This is a genomic window from Dellaglioa sp. CoH-56-MRSF-12, assembly GCF_056782075.1.
In genome coordinates, this window is the sequence record NZ_JBXAYD010000002.1 from 249977 (window position 1) to 264847 (window position 14871).

The 14871-nt window shown below is 33.4% G+C and carries 15 protein-coding genes and 1 pseudogene; 2 read left to right on the forward strand and 14 right to left on the reverse strand.

All coding sequences use genetic code 11. The features are described from left to right. Positions 1 to 10: 10 nt before the first annotated feature. The 7 genes from AC1RPY_RS03040 to AC1RPY_RS03070 all read right to left on the reverse strand — a co-directional run bounded on the left by AC1RPY_RS03040 (position 11) and on the right by AC1RPY_RS03070 (position 6776). Entirely contained in the window at positions 11 to 943 is a 933-nt protein-coding gene (locus tag AC1RPY_RS03040; RefSeq protein WP_481761234.1) for a hypothetical protein, read from the reverse strand. Continuing rightward, positions 943 to 1827, reverse strand: a complete 885-nt coding sequence (locus tag AC1RPY_RS03045; RefSeq protein ID WP_481761233.1) for an exonuclease SbcC — start codon at positions 1825 to 1827, stop codon at positions 943 to 945. The genes AC1RPY_RS03040 and AC1RPY_RS03045 overlap by 1 nt, the downstream gene beginning before the upstream one ends. A 151-nt stretch (positions 1828 to 1978) precedes the next feature. Beyond that, positions 1979 to 3322: a type I glutamate--ammonia ligase gene (gene glnA / locus AC1RPY_RS03050; RefSeq protein ID WP_409022650.1), complete on the reverse strand. Its 1344-nt coding sequence runs from the start codon at positions 3320 to 3322 to the stop codon at positions 1979 to 1981. A 25-nt stretch (positions 3323 to 3347) separates the two neighbouring features. After that, a complete protein-coding gene (locus tag AC1RPY_RS03055) occupies positions 3348 to 3737 on the reverse strand; it encodes a MerR family transcriptional regulator (RefSeq protein WP_481761232.1) in 390 nt (129 codons plus the stop codon). Between the two features lie 100 nt (positions 3738 to 3837). Beyond that, positions 3838 to 5091: a methionine gamma-lyase family protein gene (locus AC1RPY_RS03060; protein ID WP_481761231.1), complete on the reverse strand. Its 1254-nt coding sequence runs from the start codon at positions 5089 to 5091 to the stop codon at positions 3838 to 3840. 12 nt (positions 5092 to 5103) lie between these two features. Further along, positions 5104 to 6036, reverse strand: coding sequence for a tRNA (adenosine(37)-N6)-dimethylallyltransferase MiaA (gene miaA / locus AC1RPY_RS03065; protein WP_481761230.1), 933 nt, complete (start codon positions 6034 to 6036; stop codon positions 5104 to 5106). Between the two features lie 2 nt (positions 6037 to 6038). Next, positions 6039 to 6776 (reverse strand): glycerophosphodiester phosphodiesterase, encoded by a 738-nt coding sequence (locus tag AC1RPY_RS03070; protein ID WP_481761229.1) that lies wholly within the window; start codon positions 6774 to 6776, stop codon positions 6039 to 6041. Positions 6777 to 6902: 126 nt separating this feature from the next. On the opposite strand from AC1RPY_RS03070, the gene AC1RPY_RS03075 reads away from it, so the two are divergent. Beyond that, positions 6903 to 7079, forward strand: coding sequence for a DUF3042 family protein (locus tag AC1RPY_RS03075; protein ID WP_409022655.1), 177 nt, complete (start codon positions 6903 to 6905; stop codon positions 7077 to 7079). A 47-nt stretch (positions 7080 to 7126) separates the two neighbouring features. Here the strand turns inward: AC1RPY_RS03075 and AC1RPY_RS03080 are convergent, their stop codons facing one another. The 7 genes and pseudogenes from AC1RPY_RS03080 to AC1RPY_RS03110 all read right to left on the reverse strand — a co-directional run. Then, on the reverse strand, positions 7127 to 7534 hold the full coding sequence (locus AC1RPY_RS03080; protein ID WP_481761228.1) for a rhodanese-like domain-containing protein: 408 nt from the start codon (positions 7532 to 7534) through the stop codon (positions 7127 to 7129). A gap of 20 nt (positions 7535 to 7554) precedes the next feature. After that, on the reverse strand, positions 7555 to 8520 hold the full coding sequence (locus AC1RPY_RS03085; RefSeq protein WP_481761402.1) for an ROK family glucokinase: 966 nt from the start codon (positions 8518 to 8520) through the stop codon (positions 7555 to 7557). A 31-nt stretch (positions 8521 to 8551) separates the two neighbouring features. After that, entirely contained in the window at positions 8552 to 8752 is a 201-nt protein-coding gene (locus AC1RPY_RS03090; protein ID WP_409022657.1) for a YqgQ family protein, read from the reverse strand. 20 nt (positions 8753 to 8772) lie between these two features. Next, positions 8773 to 9447 (reverse strand): rhomboid family intramembrane serine protease, encoded by a 675-nt coding sequence (locus AC1RPY_RS03095; protein WP_481761227.1) that lies wholly within the window; start codon positions 9445 to 9447, stop codon positions 8773 to 8775. A gap of 110 nt (positions 9448 to 9557) precedes the next feature. Then, positions 9558 to 9707, reverse strand: coding sequence for a 50S ribosomal protein L33 (rpmG, locus tag AC1RPY_RS03100; protein WP_057973409.1), 150 nt, complete (start codon positions 9705 to 9707; stop codon positions 9558 to 9560). Positions 9708 to 9874: 167 nt separating this feature from the next. Then, on the reverse strand, positions 9875 to 10948 hold the full coding sequence (locus AC1RPY_RS03105; protein ID WP_481762408.1) for a penicillin-binding transpeptidase domain-containing protein: 1074 nt from the start codon (positions 10946 to 10948) through the stop codon (positions 9875 to 9877). 108 nt (positions 10949 to 11056) lie between these two features. Then, positions 11057 to 11950 (reverse strand): annotated as a pseudogene (locus AC1RPY_RS03110) (peptidoglycan D,D-transpeptidase FtsI family protein); the annotation flags it as partial. Between the two features lie 235 nt (positions 11951 to 12185). Between AC1RPY_RS03110 and AC1RPY_RS03115 the strand changes: the two are divergent. Then, positions 12186 to 14822, forward strand: a complete 2637-nt coding sequence (locus AC1RPY_RS03115; RefSeq protein WP_481761225.1) for a YfhO family protein — start codon at positions 12186 to 12188, stop codon at positions 14820 to 14822. Positions 14823 to 14871 lie beyond the last annotated feature (49 nt).

A 14871-nucleotide genomic window follows, 5' to 3' on the forward strand; every position in this document is an offset into this window, starting at 1 on the left:
CATTTTTTTATTATTTAAAAATCAAGGGATCTGATTTAATACTTAATTCATTTATATTATTCAAGTACCAATTTCTAATGAAAGGTTCATTCAACAAAATATCGAACCATGAAATTTCTTGGGCAGCATCCATAACAGCAACGACCCATTTTTCATTATCACTCTCACCCATTTGTTGTTGATCATAAATTGTTATTTCAGATTTAGCTAATTTTAAAACAGCACTATTATTTGCGCCTGCTTCAACCATTAACTCATTTTCTGAAGCAAGTACAAATAATTCATCGATAACACTTCGTTTAAGTATATCTTCAGACAATTCGTATCTTGCTGGATTACCTGAATCCAATAGATTAAGATCAACGCTAAATCCATAATCTTCTTTTAAATACGTCGCAAAATCAATTAACATCATTTCAAGATATTTAATCGATTTTGCGTCTAATTTTTCCAAGTAACTAACAATTAAGACATTTGTAATAGCTGTACTATTAATTCGAATCATTCTTTTACGTAAATTTAAATAAAATAAAGATTCTCCTGATTCTTGTGCAACATAATAAGCGCCATCATTATCATCAATTTTAAAGGAAAAACTATCTACGACATTAATCCCAGGTATTTCATGGACAAGTGCTTTTCTAGGCTCTGAGAAGTGTAAAATAGCCGTTTCATTATCATGCAAGTCCATTAAACGGTTAAAGAAGAGTAAACAATAATCTGCAGCACTATATTTTTGCGGGAATGTTAAATAATTAGTGTCAAGTTGATAACCCATCAAACTCATTGCGGCATCAATCAACTCAACTTTATCCTGGGTATTCATTAAAACATCTAATGTTTCCGTAAATTTAATCCCATTGTTCAGACTTAATTTAATTTGTTCATTAAAGTTTACTAAACGCGATTTTGTAGAAACTAACTGCTTTTCTTTTTCAGCCATTATTCAGTCACCTGTCCTTTTTGACTAATTAAGTGAGATAAATAACTGTAATATAAGGCATCATTTTGTTTAGTGAATTTTTCAAAATCACCAAATATACCAATAACACTTTGTCTTTCATAACCAATCAACGTATCTTCTTTGGCTAAACTTAAAACATCAGTCTCACTTGATTTAATATCTTGATATGCACTGCTGGCTTTTTCATCCATCTCAGTTAACTCTGTTAATCTTTCTTTTAACACGCGACGTTCTTCACGAATACGTCCAGCATCCCAAGGACGCCCTTTTTCTTGTGAATTACGTTTCATATCTTCGCGAATTTTGTCTTTTTCAGCGTCACGTTCATCCTGAGAATCAACTAATTCTTGACGTTCTTTATTTTGAATTGATATTTGATTAATTTTATCTGTATTAACACGTTTATTCGTTTCTTCCAATTCAAAAGACTTAGCTAATTTAGCTAGTTCTTCTTCATCAAATTTAAATTCAACATTTAAAACGTCTAAATAGCCAAATTCTTTTCGATCCCACCAATTACCAAAATGAATTTTGAATTTTCCAACTTCCATTTCTTCAAAATAGAAGAATGGATACGTATCACGTAAATATGAGATAAGTTTCAAACTTAAATATTGTTGAATTTGTGGATAATCTTTAATGACCAACTCTTCTTGAATGGCAGATTCCGAAACGCTTCTTTTCTTTAACACTAGTTGTGCGTAACGAGATTGGTTAATGAGTTGATAAACTAATCGATCATCTTCTTGTTTAATCGCCTCTCTAAGTTGATTTAAGTACTCAACTTTTTTAGATAGAGTGCGTTCGATATTGTTTGTAGCTTCACTGTGATCCGATAAATTAAATTGATTGTCTTTTATCATAGTTTACCCCTTATTCATATTTAATGATTATTTTTTTTACTATGTATTGTGATTTTTCTTTGCATAATCAAAAAAACTAAAACAATTTTACTTGTCCTAGTTTCATTATCAATCATTTAGTTAGTCATTTCAAACCTTTATTACACTTTTTTTAATAAAGTTCTAAATATTGATCTCTTTCCCATTCAGAAACTTCTTGACGGTAAGCAGCCCATTCTAATTTTTTGGCTTCAATAAAGCTTGGATATAAATGAGGACCCATTGCTTTTTCCATGATATCATCTTTTTCCAATGCTTTAATGGCATTGTGTAGTGTCGATGGTAAGTCACTAATATGATTATCTTGGCGTTCTTGACGGTTCATTACGTAAATATTTCTATCAACAGATGCAGGTGGTACAACTTTATTTCTAAGTCCATCAAGTCCTGCTTCTAAAATAGCCGCAATAACAAGATAAGGATTAGCAGTTGCATCAACACTTCTTAACTCTAATCGAGTTGATAACCCACGAGCCATTGGTACACGAACTAATGGCGATCGGTTACGTCCAGACCAAGCAACATAAACAGGTGCCTCAAATCCAGGGACAAGACGTTTATATGAGTTAACTGTTGGATTAGTAATTGCTGTGTAACCACGTGCATGTTGTAATAAACCACCTAAGAAGTGGTAGGCATCTTCAGATAATTGCATCTTATCTTTTTCATCAAAGAATGCATTACCATCTTTATGAAATAATGACATATTAATATGCATCCCTGAACCATTAATTCCATTCAATGGTTTTGGCATAAATGTCGCATGTAGACCATGTTTTCTAGCTACCGTTTTAACGACTAATTTAAATGTTTGGATGTTATCACAGGCTTGTAAAGCATCTGCGTATTTAAAATCAATTTCATGTTGGCCAGGTGCTACTTCATGATGAGAAGCTTCAACATCAAAACCCATGTTTTCAAGTTCTAACACGATATCTCGACGACAATTTTCACCTAAATCAACTGGTGCTAAATCAAAATAGCTACCTTTATCGTTTAATTGTGTTGTAGGTTTTCCCGTTATAGGGTCTAATTTAAATAAGAAAAATTCTGGTTCAGGTCCAATATTAAATTCAGTAAACCCTAAATCATTCATTTCTTTTAAGACACGGATAAGGTTATTTCTTGGATCACCTTGGAATGGTTTACGTTCAGCGTTATAAACTTCACAAATAATACGCGCAATTTTTCCATGTTCATGTTCCCATGGGAAAATCATCCAAGTTGATAAATCTGGGTATAAGTACATATCACTTTCTTCGATTCGAACGAATCCGTCGATTGAAGAACCATCGAACATTAATTTGTTTTCTAATAATTTGTCTAGTTGGCTAATCGGAACTTCCACGTTCTTAATAATTCCGAATAAATCTGTAAACATAAGTCTTAAAAATTTAACGTTCTCTTTTTTTGCCATTGTAACAATGTCATCTTTAGTGTATGCAGCTTTTGCCATTTTATCTCTCCTCAGTATTTATAATTTATAGACGCTTGTTTGTGTTAAAAGAAGGATCGTCAGGATTTTTAAGTCCACTAACTGAAAGAAATTCATTTTGAAAAATATGTCTAACATCATTATCTGTCAAAGGCTTTTCTAACAATTTGCGTTGCTTTTTAGCCTGTGCTTCCTTTTCAAAATAAATTTCTTTAATGCCAACCATATTCATGCCTTCATCTAAATAATCTTTAATTTCAAATAACTTATCAATATCATTCAGTGAATACATTCTGCGATTACCATCATTTCTTTGGGGCATAATTAACTCCTGCTCCTCATAATAACGAATTTGACGAGCCGTTAAGTCCGTTAATTTCATTACCGTTCCAATTGGTAATACCGCTAATGATCGTCTGAGTTCCTTCTCTTTCATAAACAAGCCTCCTTTTTAATTACATCCTTATAGTAACAAGGAAATAAATGACTGTCAACGTACAATGTTAGATTTTATAACATAGCTTACAGTCGATTGTTCAATAGAATGTTTTTTCAACTGCAGCTGTAACTGCTAACTTAACATGCGCATACGTTAACCCACCCTGAACATAAAGCGTATAAGGTTCTCTTATTGGACCATCAGCTGACAATTCGACACTAGCACCTTCAACAAAAGTACCCGCAGCCATAATAACTTTATCTTCATAACCAGCCATATCACTTGGTTTTGGTTCAACATATGCATCAACGGGAGATTCACGTTGGATAGCTTGAGCAAACTTAACCATTGGTTCTGGTTTACCAAAGTTAACCGTTTGAATGAGATCAGTTCTTGGTGCATCCCATTTTGGTGACACATCTAATCCCATTTTTTCAAGTAATGCACTCGTATAGATAGCACCTTTAATTGCCTCACCTGTTACATGAGGTGCTAAAAAGAACCCTTGAATAAAATCTCTCATAACATTTAAGGTGGCGCCCTCTTCATTACCAGTACCAGGTGTTGTTAGGCGGTAACCAGCTTTTTCAATTAAATCAGCACGTCCAACGATGTAACCACCCGTTTTAGCTAAACCACCACCAGCATTTTTAATTAGTGACCCTGACATGATATCAGCACCTACCTCTGTTGGTTCAATTGTTTCAGAAAATTCACCATAGCAGTTATCGATAAAAATAATCACATCTTTTGAAATTTTACGAACTTCTTTAATCATCTCAGCAATTTCAGATACCATAAAACTATCTCTAGTTGCATACCCACGAGAACGTTGGATTGCAACAACTTTAACCTTATCCGTTAACTTTTCTTTTAAACCATTAGAATCCATATGATTGTCAGCCGTTAATGGGACGTAATCAAACCCGATACCATATTCTTTCATTGAACCAATACCCGTTCCAGAAATACCAATAACTTCCTGAATCGTATCGTATGGCATCCCAGTAATATATAATAAATCGTCCCCTGGTCGTAACATACCAAAAAGGGCTGTTGAAATTGAATGCGTTCCTGAAACAATTTGTGGTCTCACCATTGCCGCTTCTGTTTTGAAAACATCTGCATAGATACGATCAAGTCCATCGCGGCCGATATCGTCGTATCCATATCCTGTTGATCCGGCAAAATATGTTTCAGAAACATTATTTTTCTTAAAAGCTTCCAAGACTTTTTGTTGGTTAAACAAAACCTGTTCATCAATTTCTTTTAGTCTTGGTTCAATTTGAGTATCAACTTCTCCTACAACATTTGCTAACTCCTGTGATAAATTATCTATCCATTTTTGCATATATTCTTCTCCTTATGACTTTTGTCCTTTTAACCAATCCACTATTTGTATTTCTATTTTACTTAGTTGTTCCGGATGCTCGATTAAATCAAACCAGTTAACTGCCATTTTATTTCTAAACCAAGTTAATTGTCGTTTTGCGTAACGCCTTGAGTTGCGTTTTATTAACTCTGTCGCTTCATCAAGTGATTGTTTTTCTTCAAAATAAGCATATAGCTCTTTATATCCAATACCTTTACTAGCTGGTAAATCATTGGTTTTTTGGTTAAAAAGCCATTTTGCTTCATCAATCAGCCCGGAACCAATCATAAGGTCAACTCGACGATTAATCCGATCATATAGCACTGACCTATCAGTCGATAACCCAATAATAAAGGGGTTAAACTCATCCGTTTTTTGATCCGCTTGCGCCGAAAACAATTGATTTGATTTTTTAATAACCTCTAATGCCCTGATTACTCGTAGCGTATTATTAACTGGAATTTTTAATGCTGCATTTGGATCTAAGCTTTCTAATTCTTGCCAAAGTGCCTCAGGACCGATTTTTTCACTACGTTCTTGTAATTCTTTTCTTAAATTTAAATCGTCGTCATTATCTGTTCCCAATTGAAAATTATCAAGTAATGCCTGTAAATAAAATCCGGTCCCACCAACAATTATTGGTAATTTCCCTCTAGAGGCAATATCACTAATTGCTGCGCGACTTTCGACTGTAAAATCAGCGACTGAATAACGTTCATCACTATTCTTGTGATTAATTAAATAATGTGGAATTCCATCCATCTCATCTTCTGTAATTTTAGCCGTCCCTATATCTAATTTCCGGTAAACTTGCATAGAATCGCCTGAAATAATCTCACCATTAAATTTTTTTGCTAATTTTATCGATAAATCAGTTTTACCAACTGCAGTTGGCCCAACAATTAACAATACTTTTTGCGTCATTTCTAATCTCCTTGAATATCTTTTCGTACTTCTATTGCTTTTGCAGGAAAATCTGTAAAAATGGCATCATATTTCTTTTTAAAACAATAAGTCATATCCTTAACTGAATTAACTGTCCAAGGGCGAATCAGTAGCTTTGGCCAAAATAAGCCATGTCGTTCTCTCAGCCAGGTCACATCAGGGTGTAAGCTAGTGATTAAATGATGCTTAGCCAATTGACGCGACTCTTTAATTTTAAATTGGAATAAACTCGCGAATTCTGCATCAGGATTAATTTTTTGCATTCTACGAATTGAGTTTGGATTAAAACTAGAATACAAAAGATGAATATCTGATGGTAATTGTTCCATTTGTTTATTTACAAGTTCTTCTATACCTTGGTATTCTATATGATTCGTTTTTAATTCTAAATTAAAAGTGCCTTTAAAGTTGTTATCTTTTAACAACTCAATTACTTCTTTTAATGTTGGAATTTGTTCACCTTGATAGTCAGAACTGAATTTAATTCCTGCATCTGCTTTTTTTAATTCCGCTAGTGTCAGATTTACTACCTTACCTGTTAAATTTGTGGTCCTATCAATTTTTTCATCATGCATAATGATTAGTTCACCATCTTTAGACAACTGAACATCAGTCTCAATGCCGTCGGCTCCTGCATCTATTGCGGCCTGAAAACTAACTAACGTATTTTCTGGTCTGGTTCCCTTACTTCCGCGATGCGCATAAATTTTGGTCTGCATATACAAGTCACCCCTAACTTTCAAAAATTATTATATCATTAATCGTAAAATAGCGGTGCTTTTAGTGGCAATTTTAGATTGAATAAGTCATAATAAAGATGTCAAATGAATAAGGAGGTCTACATAATGAAAAACTTTTCAAAAGGTTTCTTAGTCGGAACTGCTGCAACTGTAGGCGCATTAGTTGGTAGCGTCTTTGCCTTTAAAAAAACTGTTGTTGCACCCATCGAAGAAAAAGAACAAATGATTGAAGAAAACCGTAAACGTGCAACACGTAAGAGCCGTTCATCACACCATTCATAAACTAATAAAAGCATTGAAGAATTTTCATTCCTCAATGCTTTTTCTTTTTAGCGTTTTTTTGTTCTACCATCCCATTTTGAAAAACCTGTTTTCAAAATAGTAATATCTGTATAGCCTTGTTTGTGTAATTTATAGGCTGCTCGAGTACTAATCGATTTACCTTGGTCATATAAGTAAAGAGGTAAATCTTTTCTTAAACCACCAATCGCTGTTTTAAATTGAGAATAGGGAATATTTCTTGCTCCCATAATATGAGAAGCATCAAATTCACTTTTTTCACGTAAATCAACAACTTGCGCCTTACGCATACCTTCATTAAATTCTTCATTTGTTACTAATTTAGCTGCACGGCGACCCATATACCAAAGATAAAATTGGTTACCAGCTAACCCAACTAAAATAATAATCAAAATGATATTAATTATTAAACTAACCTTTACTGCTCCTAAAATCATACTAGTTCTCCCCTCAATTATTATTTAATAAACTGACGAGCAAGTGAAGCGGCACCAATAACGCCAGCTTCATTTCCTAATTGTGCTAATTTTAATGATGTTGATGAACGAACTGTTGGGAATGAAAATTGTTTAAAGTATTTAGTAACTTGATCTAATAGGAACGTTCCAGCAGCAGAAACACCGCCACCGATAACAATATATGCTGGATTTAACATATTACCTAAGTTACCACAAGCTAGTCCAAGATAATACGATACCTTATCAACGACCATTTTACCTAAAACATCATTCTCTTTAGCTAAATCAAAAACTAATTTAGATGTAATTTCTTGTCCGTCATCTAACATTTCTTTTAATTTTGATTGGCCAGCAAACTCTTCAGCCATATCACGAGCTACACGTACAACACCAGTAGCTGAAGCATATTGTTCTAAACAACCATGCTTACCACAAGTACACATGTAGCCATTAGGTTCAACTGTAATATGTCCAACTTCGCCACCAGCACCAGCAACACCATGTAATAATGCACCGTTAGCGATAATACCGCCACCAACACCAGTTCCAAGCGTGATGAAGGCAACTTCATCATCATTTTCGCCAGCGCCTTTCCAACGTTCACCTAAAGCAGCAACGTTGGCGTCATTATCAATAGCAAATGGAATTTGTGTACCGGATTCAATATCTGCTTGAACATTTTGCAATGTTTTCCAGTTCAAATTATATGCACCAATAACAGTTCCATCTGCACGATTTACTGTACCTGGTGAGCCCATACCAATTCCAACGAATTGATCAGCAGTCATATCAAATAGTCTGATATGGTGATTAATTGAAGCAATGATATCTGGCACAATATGTGAGCCTTCATCAAGAACGTTTGTTTCAATACTCCATTTTTGTTGAATATCGCCTGTTTCAGTTAAAATAGCGAATTTAACTGTTGTGCCACCTAAGTCGACACCAATTAATTTTTTTTCAATTACCATTATTCAAATTCCTCCACTTACACTCTCAATTATTTTGTTCTTCAACTCGATGTTCATGAGATAGTACAATTTTAGCTCTAGCATAGATTTTGTCATCAATCACTCCTGATCGATGTAAATTATCTAATTCCAATGCCATTAATTCAATATCCCACATACGTTTACCAACATAAACGTACACACCAAATTGTTTCAATAGTTGTTGGACATCATACAAATTTTTCAATTAACGGTCACCACCTTAAACTAGATACTATTAGAAATTCCAATTTTAATCAGAATTAAATTGATAATAATTAAAATAACGAATGCAGCTATCTGTTTAATATGACTGATTCGTGCCAATCTTGGTGCGCCTACAGTCGTTGCGATTAAGAATCCAGATAAAATACCGCCAATATGAGCTGCATTATCTGTACTTGACGACATAAACCCAAACGCAAGATTTAACACAATGAATAGTAAAAATTGCTGCGACATTTGTCTAAAATAGGCACTTTTTCTAAAATTATCACCTAACATTAGGAATGCCCCAAATAAACCAAAAATAGCACCACTAGCGCCTGCCGAAATAGTATCTGGACTGAACGTGAAACTTGCAATATTGCCAGCAATTCCAGCAAGCAAATAAATGCCTGTAAAACGCCAATGACCAAATAACATCTCAATTTGGATACCAATAAAATACAATGTAACCATATTAAGGACAATATGTTCAAATCCAATATGTAAAAATATGGGATTAAATAATCGCCACCACTCGCCGTCCATGATCAGTGGATTATATTTAGCGCCAAATTCAATTAATACATTTGTGTCTTGACTACCACCAGCAAGTGTCATTGCGATGAAAACAATTGCTGATAATCCAATAAAAAAGTACGTCATAAATGGTGTATTTTTGTATTTTGCCAAATTCATAGATAGCTCCTTATTTCATATAAAAATTTACAAAATAACGTTTACAAGATTTTATTTCAACTAGTATAAAAGTTATTTAAAACAAAAAAACAACAGGAAAATTCCCGTTGTTATTTTGTTTCGCGATGTAAAGTAACCTTACGATCACGTGGGCAAAATTTATTAAGCTCAACACGATCTGGATTATTACGTTTGTTTTTACTTGATAGGTATGTCCGTTCATGACATTCCGTACATTCTAATGTAATGTGTACACGCATGGTTGCAACCCTCCATATATTTCTTCATAATTTCATAAGACAATTAGTCTTTAACGTCTTATATAATATCATTATTAATAAGTAAACGCTAGTGTTTTTTTTTATTTGTTAAGGAAATTTACTTTACAGCAATAAAATCAGGTATTAGATGACTTATTTCCTTAATATTATTTATCAGATTCAACAGTTTTCCAAAATGCTGAATAAATTGAAACTGCTGCCTGACCATTCACAGCACTACCTGTATTATTAGCCATTCCAGGGAAAACGAGTGCAACGACCACTTTAGGCTTGTTAGAAGGTGCATATGAAGCCAAACTAAGTGCTTCAGTTTCAGATGTTCCATAGAATGTTTGAGCAGTACCTGTTTTAGCTGAAATTGATGGTGTTACATCACTCATCGCATTCCCAGTTCTCAATGAACTTGATCCATGAACAACCTTATAAAATCCTGATTGAACAACATCAAATTCTGATTTTGTTGCGTTAACTGTACTTAAAATATTAGGTGTCATTTCAGTTTGAACAGAACCTAAAGAACCATCCTCATTTGTTGAACGAATCGCTTTTACAATTTGTGGTTGTAATCTTGTACCACCATTAGCCATCGTTGACATGTATTGCGCTAATTGAATAGTTGTATATGAATCATAATTTCCGAAAGATAAATCAAGTGCTTTACCAATATTTGTTTGGTTAGCTACACCCTCAAAACCAGTTGACTCACCAGGTAAATCAACACCTGTTTTGATACCAAGTCCGAATTGATTAAAGTAACCACGCATTTTGGGGAAAATTGAATTCGACATATCCAGTGAAGAACCACTTGAATATTTGAATCCGCCTTCTCTCATTGCTAACTGCATCATGTACGAGTTAGAAGAAACCATTAATGCATCAGAAGCTGTTAACGCAACGTTAGCTGAACCAGATGTATTAAACCATGATGACTTAGGAGCTGTCCCAGCAAGCTTAATAGGTTCATCAGTTATGGTATTGCTAGTTGGTGTAATTGCCCCATCCATCATAGCTCCCATAACCGTAGCACCTTTTACAACAGAACCCATGGTAAATACTTGATTAATCGACCCTAAAGCATCATCCGTAATCTTACCTGTTTTAATATTTCGATTAACACCGGCCATTGCATAAACGGCACCTGTATTTGGGTTCATGACAACTGCGTAGGCCCCTGGATTATAAGGATTGCTTCCAGCAATTGATTTCACACTATCGTTCATAATCTTTTGAACTTGAGCTTGGAATTTAGCGTTAATATTTAAGACGAGATTATCACCTTTTTTACCACTATATTCTTGTACTTGTTTTACTATTTTACTATTAGCCACTTCAACCTTAGTTTGTGACTTTGTTCCTTTTAAAACATCTTCATATTGTTTTTCTAAATAACTCTGACCAACACTATCATTTCGTGAATAACCTTCAGTCATTAACGTTTCCACGCTATCACTAGGTAGCCCAGTAGCTTCACTAGTGACATTTCCGATGATACTGTTCATACTTTTACCATTTGGGTAACTTCGTGACCAGTTAGTTCCTATTTTAATCCCATTCATCCCTGATAAATGTTCACCTACTTCAGCCATCTCCTTATCGGAAACATCAGAGGTTTTTAAGTAAACAGTTGATAATGAATAAGCACCCGTCATTTTCCCAAAAACAGTAGCAGCTTCTTTTTCTTCATCAGTTAATGAATCAATGTTATTTTTAACAGCATATGCTACTGTCAATGTATTAAAATCAGTAGTTGATAATTTGTTTAACTCAGCAGATGTTAAATTTTTTTCTTTTTTTACAGCAGCAGTGACAGCTTTTAAATGCCCCTTATCCGCTAAGTAGTAATCAGCAGCATTGCGGTCTGTTAATTTACTCGTATCAATACTGACATAGGTTACTAAGTTATTAGCTATCTTATATAAATCAGGCGATAGGATACCTGATCCTTTTGTATAAGTAATTGCTCGAGAAGAATTATTACCAACTAGAACCTTACCTGTTGAGTCATAAACCATCCCACGCTGTACATTCTTAGTTTCTGTTGTCGTATCCGTACTATTAACTGTCGCTTCAAATGAAGCTCCGTTTAAAATTTGTAAATAGGCTAACTGCGCCAGTAATGCTGCAAAAAGTAGGAAAACAATAAAAAACAGGAAATTTAATCTAAATGGAATATGTGATTTATTTTGTTTGCTTCGACCTTGTTTTGTTTTTGGAAGTTTCACGTTTAATTACCTCTCACTGTATCATTATTAGTCTTTTAATTCGTATAAATATATCATTTACCATATTACCACATTTTTAAGATTCATTGGCCCAATAAACAGGCTAACAATTTATATTATAATAAAAACTTTAATAATCAGATTAAATATATTTTTATCTGCTGCTGATTTATGCGGTAAAGTCCCAAATATGCTATTCTTATTACCATACATTAATAGTCAGAGAGGTTTTAAAATGGTTAAGCTTAAAAATTATCTTAAAAAGAATCATGTACTCCTTCTAAGTTTCCTTATTCCTTTATTCATTATGCTTTGTTACTTTATTGGCCGCAAAATGTATCCTTTTGGGAATAGTTCTCTATTAACTGTTGATTTAGGTCAGCAATATATTGATTTTTTCTCTTATTTTAGAGCCACACTTCTCCATCATCCTACTAGTTTTTTCTATTCATTTTCACAAGCAATTGGTGGTGATATGTTAGGTGAGTGGGCATACTACTTAATGAGTCCTTTTAATCTTATTTTCTTAGTATTTCCAGGAAAATCAATTTTAGCGGGTGTTATGGTAGTCACCCTTTTAAAATATGCCTTATCAGGCCTTACGTTCGGTTTATTATTAAAGAAAACAACAAGAATGACTTCACTTTATATCCCATTATTTGCCACAGCGTATGCGCTAATGGGTTGGACGATTGCTAACCAACTTAATTTATTATGGTTAGACGCTGTTATTCTATTACCTTTAGTTATTTTAGGCTTTGAAAAATTACAGTTGAATTCAAAAAGTTGGGCTTATACTTGGTGGCTTGCGTTACTTTTAATCGTTAACTATTATATGGGTTATATGGTCTGTCTTTTTATGATTTTATATTTCTTATATACAACAAGTCGTGTATCTCTATCAGTTAAACAATTTTTTAAAAAATCATGGATTTTCATCTATAAATCTCTAGTTTCTGTAGCAATTTCAGCAATTATCCTCTTTCCAACTCTATTCTCATTGCTTTCAAGTAAGGGAGAATACACGGAAGAATCTATTAAAGCAAAAATTGAATATAATCCTTTAGCGATGCTTTCAAAATTTGTGATTGGTTCATTCAATTTTGATCAAATGCCTTCTGGTTTCCCTAATATTTTTGTAGGGAGTTTGGCTTTAATTGGTTTTATCTTATATTTCATGAATAACCGTTTTTCAATTAAAGAACGGGTTGTCTCTTTTTTAATCACAAGTTTCTTGATCCTATCGATGTGCTTTGAACCTTTAGATTTACTATGGCACGGAATGCAATTTCCAGTTTGGTATCCTTATCGTTTTTCATTTGTATTTTGCTTTTGGATTATCCTTTTAGCTGCTCAACAATTTGAGTACTTTAATCCTATAAAATTCTGGAAATTGAGTATTGTAGGTCTTTTATTCATCGGAATGTTTACGTACTTATTTATATCAAAAGAATCTTATAGTTATTTATCTGATGAAACTTTATTCCTATCAATTTTATTTATTCTTTTAACGTTAATTTTAATTCAGTTCCAAGATCATGCATCACCTTCATTCAAATGGTTGTTATTTGCAAGTGTAATAGCTGAGATGTCATGTAACGCTGTTTATTCATTAGATAACATTAGTTATTTATCTACAAGTGAATACGACGTGTCAACGACTGCCCTAGCAACTGAAAGTAAATCGTTAAAAAAAATTGATAATTCTTTCTATCGTGTCGCACAAACATACAGTCGGACTAAAAATGATGCCATGTCAGCTGATTTTTTCAGCGGTTCCCATTTTAGTTCTGCTTTTTCAAAATCAATCCCAACTTTTTACGGTAAGATAGGACAACCTGATGGTGATAATTATGTCACTTACTCAAATGGTACCTTGGTAACAGATGCCCTATTAAATATGAAGTACGTTTTTACACCAAAACAATTACGGACTTCTAAGGCATTGGACACACAGTTAGAAACATTGACACCACTAACTGAAAAACCTGATACAGCTTACTATAGACCTGTCTCAAATAACTCGTTAACTGAAACGGTTAAAAATCCGTATGCTTTATCAATTGGCTATGCAGCAAATGATACTATATTGACAAACAAGAATAAAACAACTAACCCATTAAGATATCAGTCTGATTGGTTATCTGCTCTAACCGGTATTAATAACGATGCTTTATTTACACCAATTAATTTTAATACTGTCAATTTTGATAACGTTGGTTCACAAATTAATTTAACAAATTCTATTCTAACAAAAACGAAACTAAATAAATCTGGACTAGTCACTTTCACATACACACCAACAACAAACGATGCTTATTATTTAACCTTAGGTTCAGGATTAAGTACTGATAATGTTTTATTTAAATTAAATGGTCACGAATTAAAACAATATAAAACGTATCGAAATACAGTTGTTGTTAATATTGCATCCAATAATAAAGGTAAAAAAATAGTTCTGACAGCTAAATTAAAGAAAAGAACCCTTTTCTTAGAAAACTTTACGCTTTATCAAATGAATGTTAATTCATTTAAATCCCAAATTAAGCAACTAAAATCTAGTGAATTAAACGTTACAAAATACAATCAACATTCAATCACAGGTTCAATATCAGTTAAACGTAATCATCAAGTCGTCTTTACAACGATTCCATACAGTAAAGGTTGGCATGTTAAAGTTGATGGTAAATCCGTAGCAACTAATAAATCATTGAATACTTTTCTCAGCTTTAAAGTTGCTAAGGGAAATCATACCGTTAAACTTATCTATTGGCCACCATACATGGGTATTGGTTTGATCGTCTCAATTTTGGCTATTCTCTTGATACTTATTAAGCCAATTATCGTTCACACAAAAAGATTGATTAAATAGTTTTTGTATAATACAAAAGGACAAGATTGCAATATGCAATCTTGTCCTT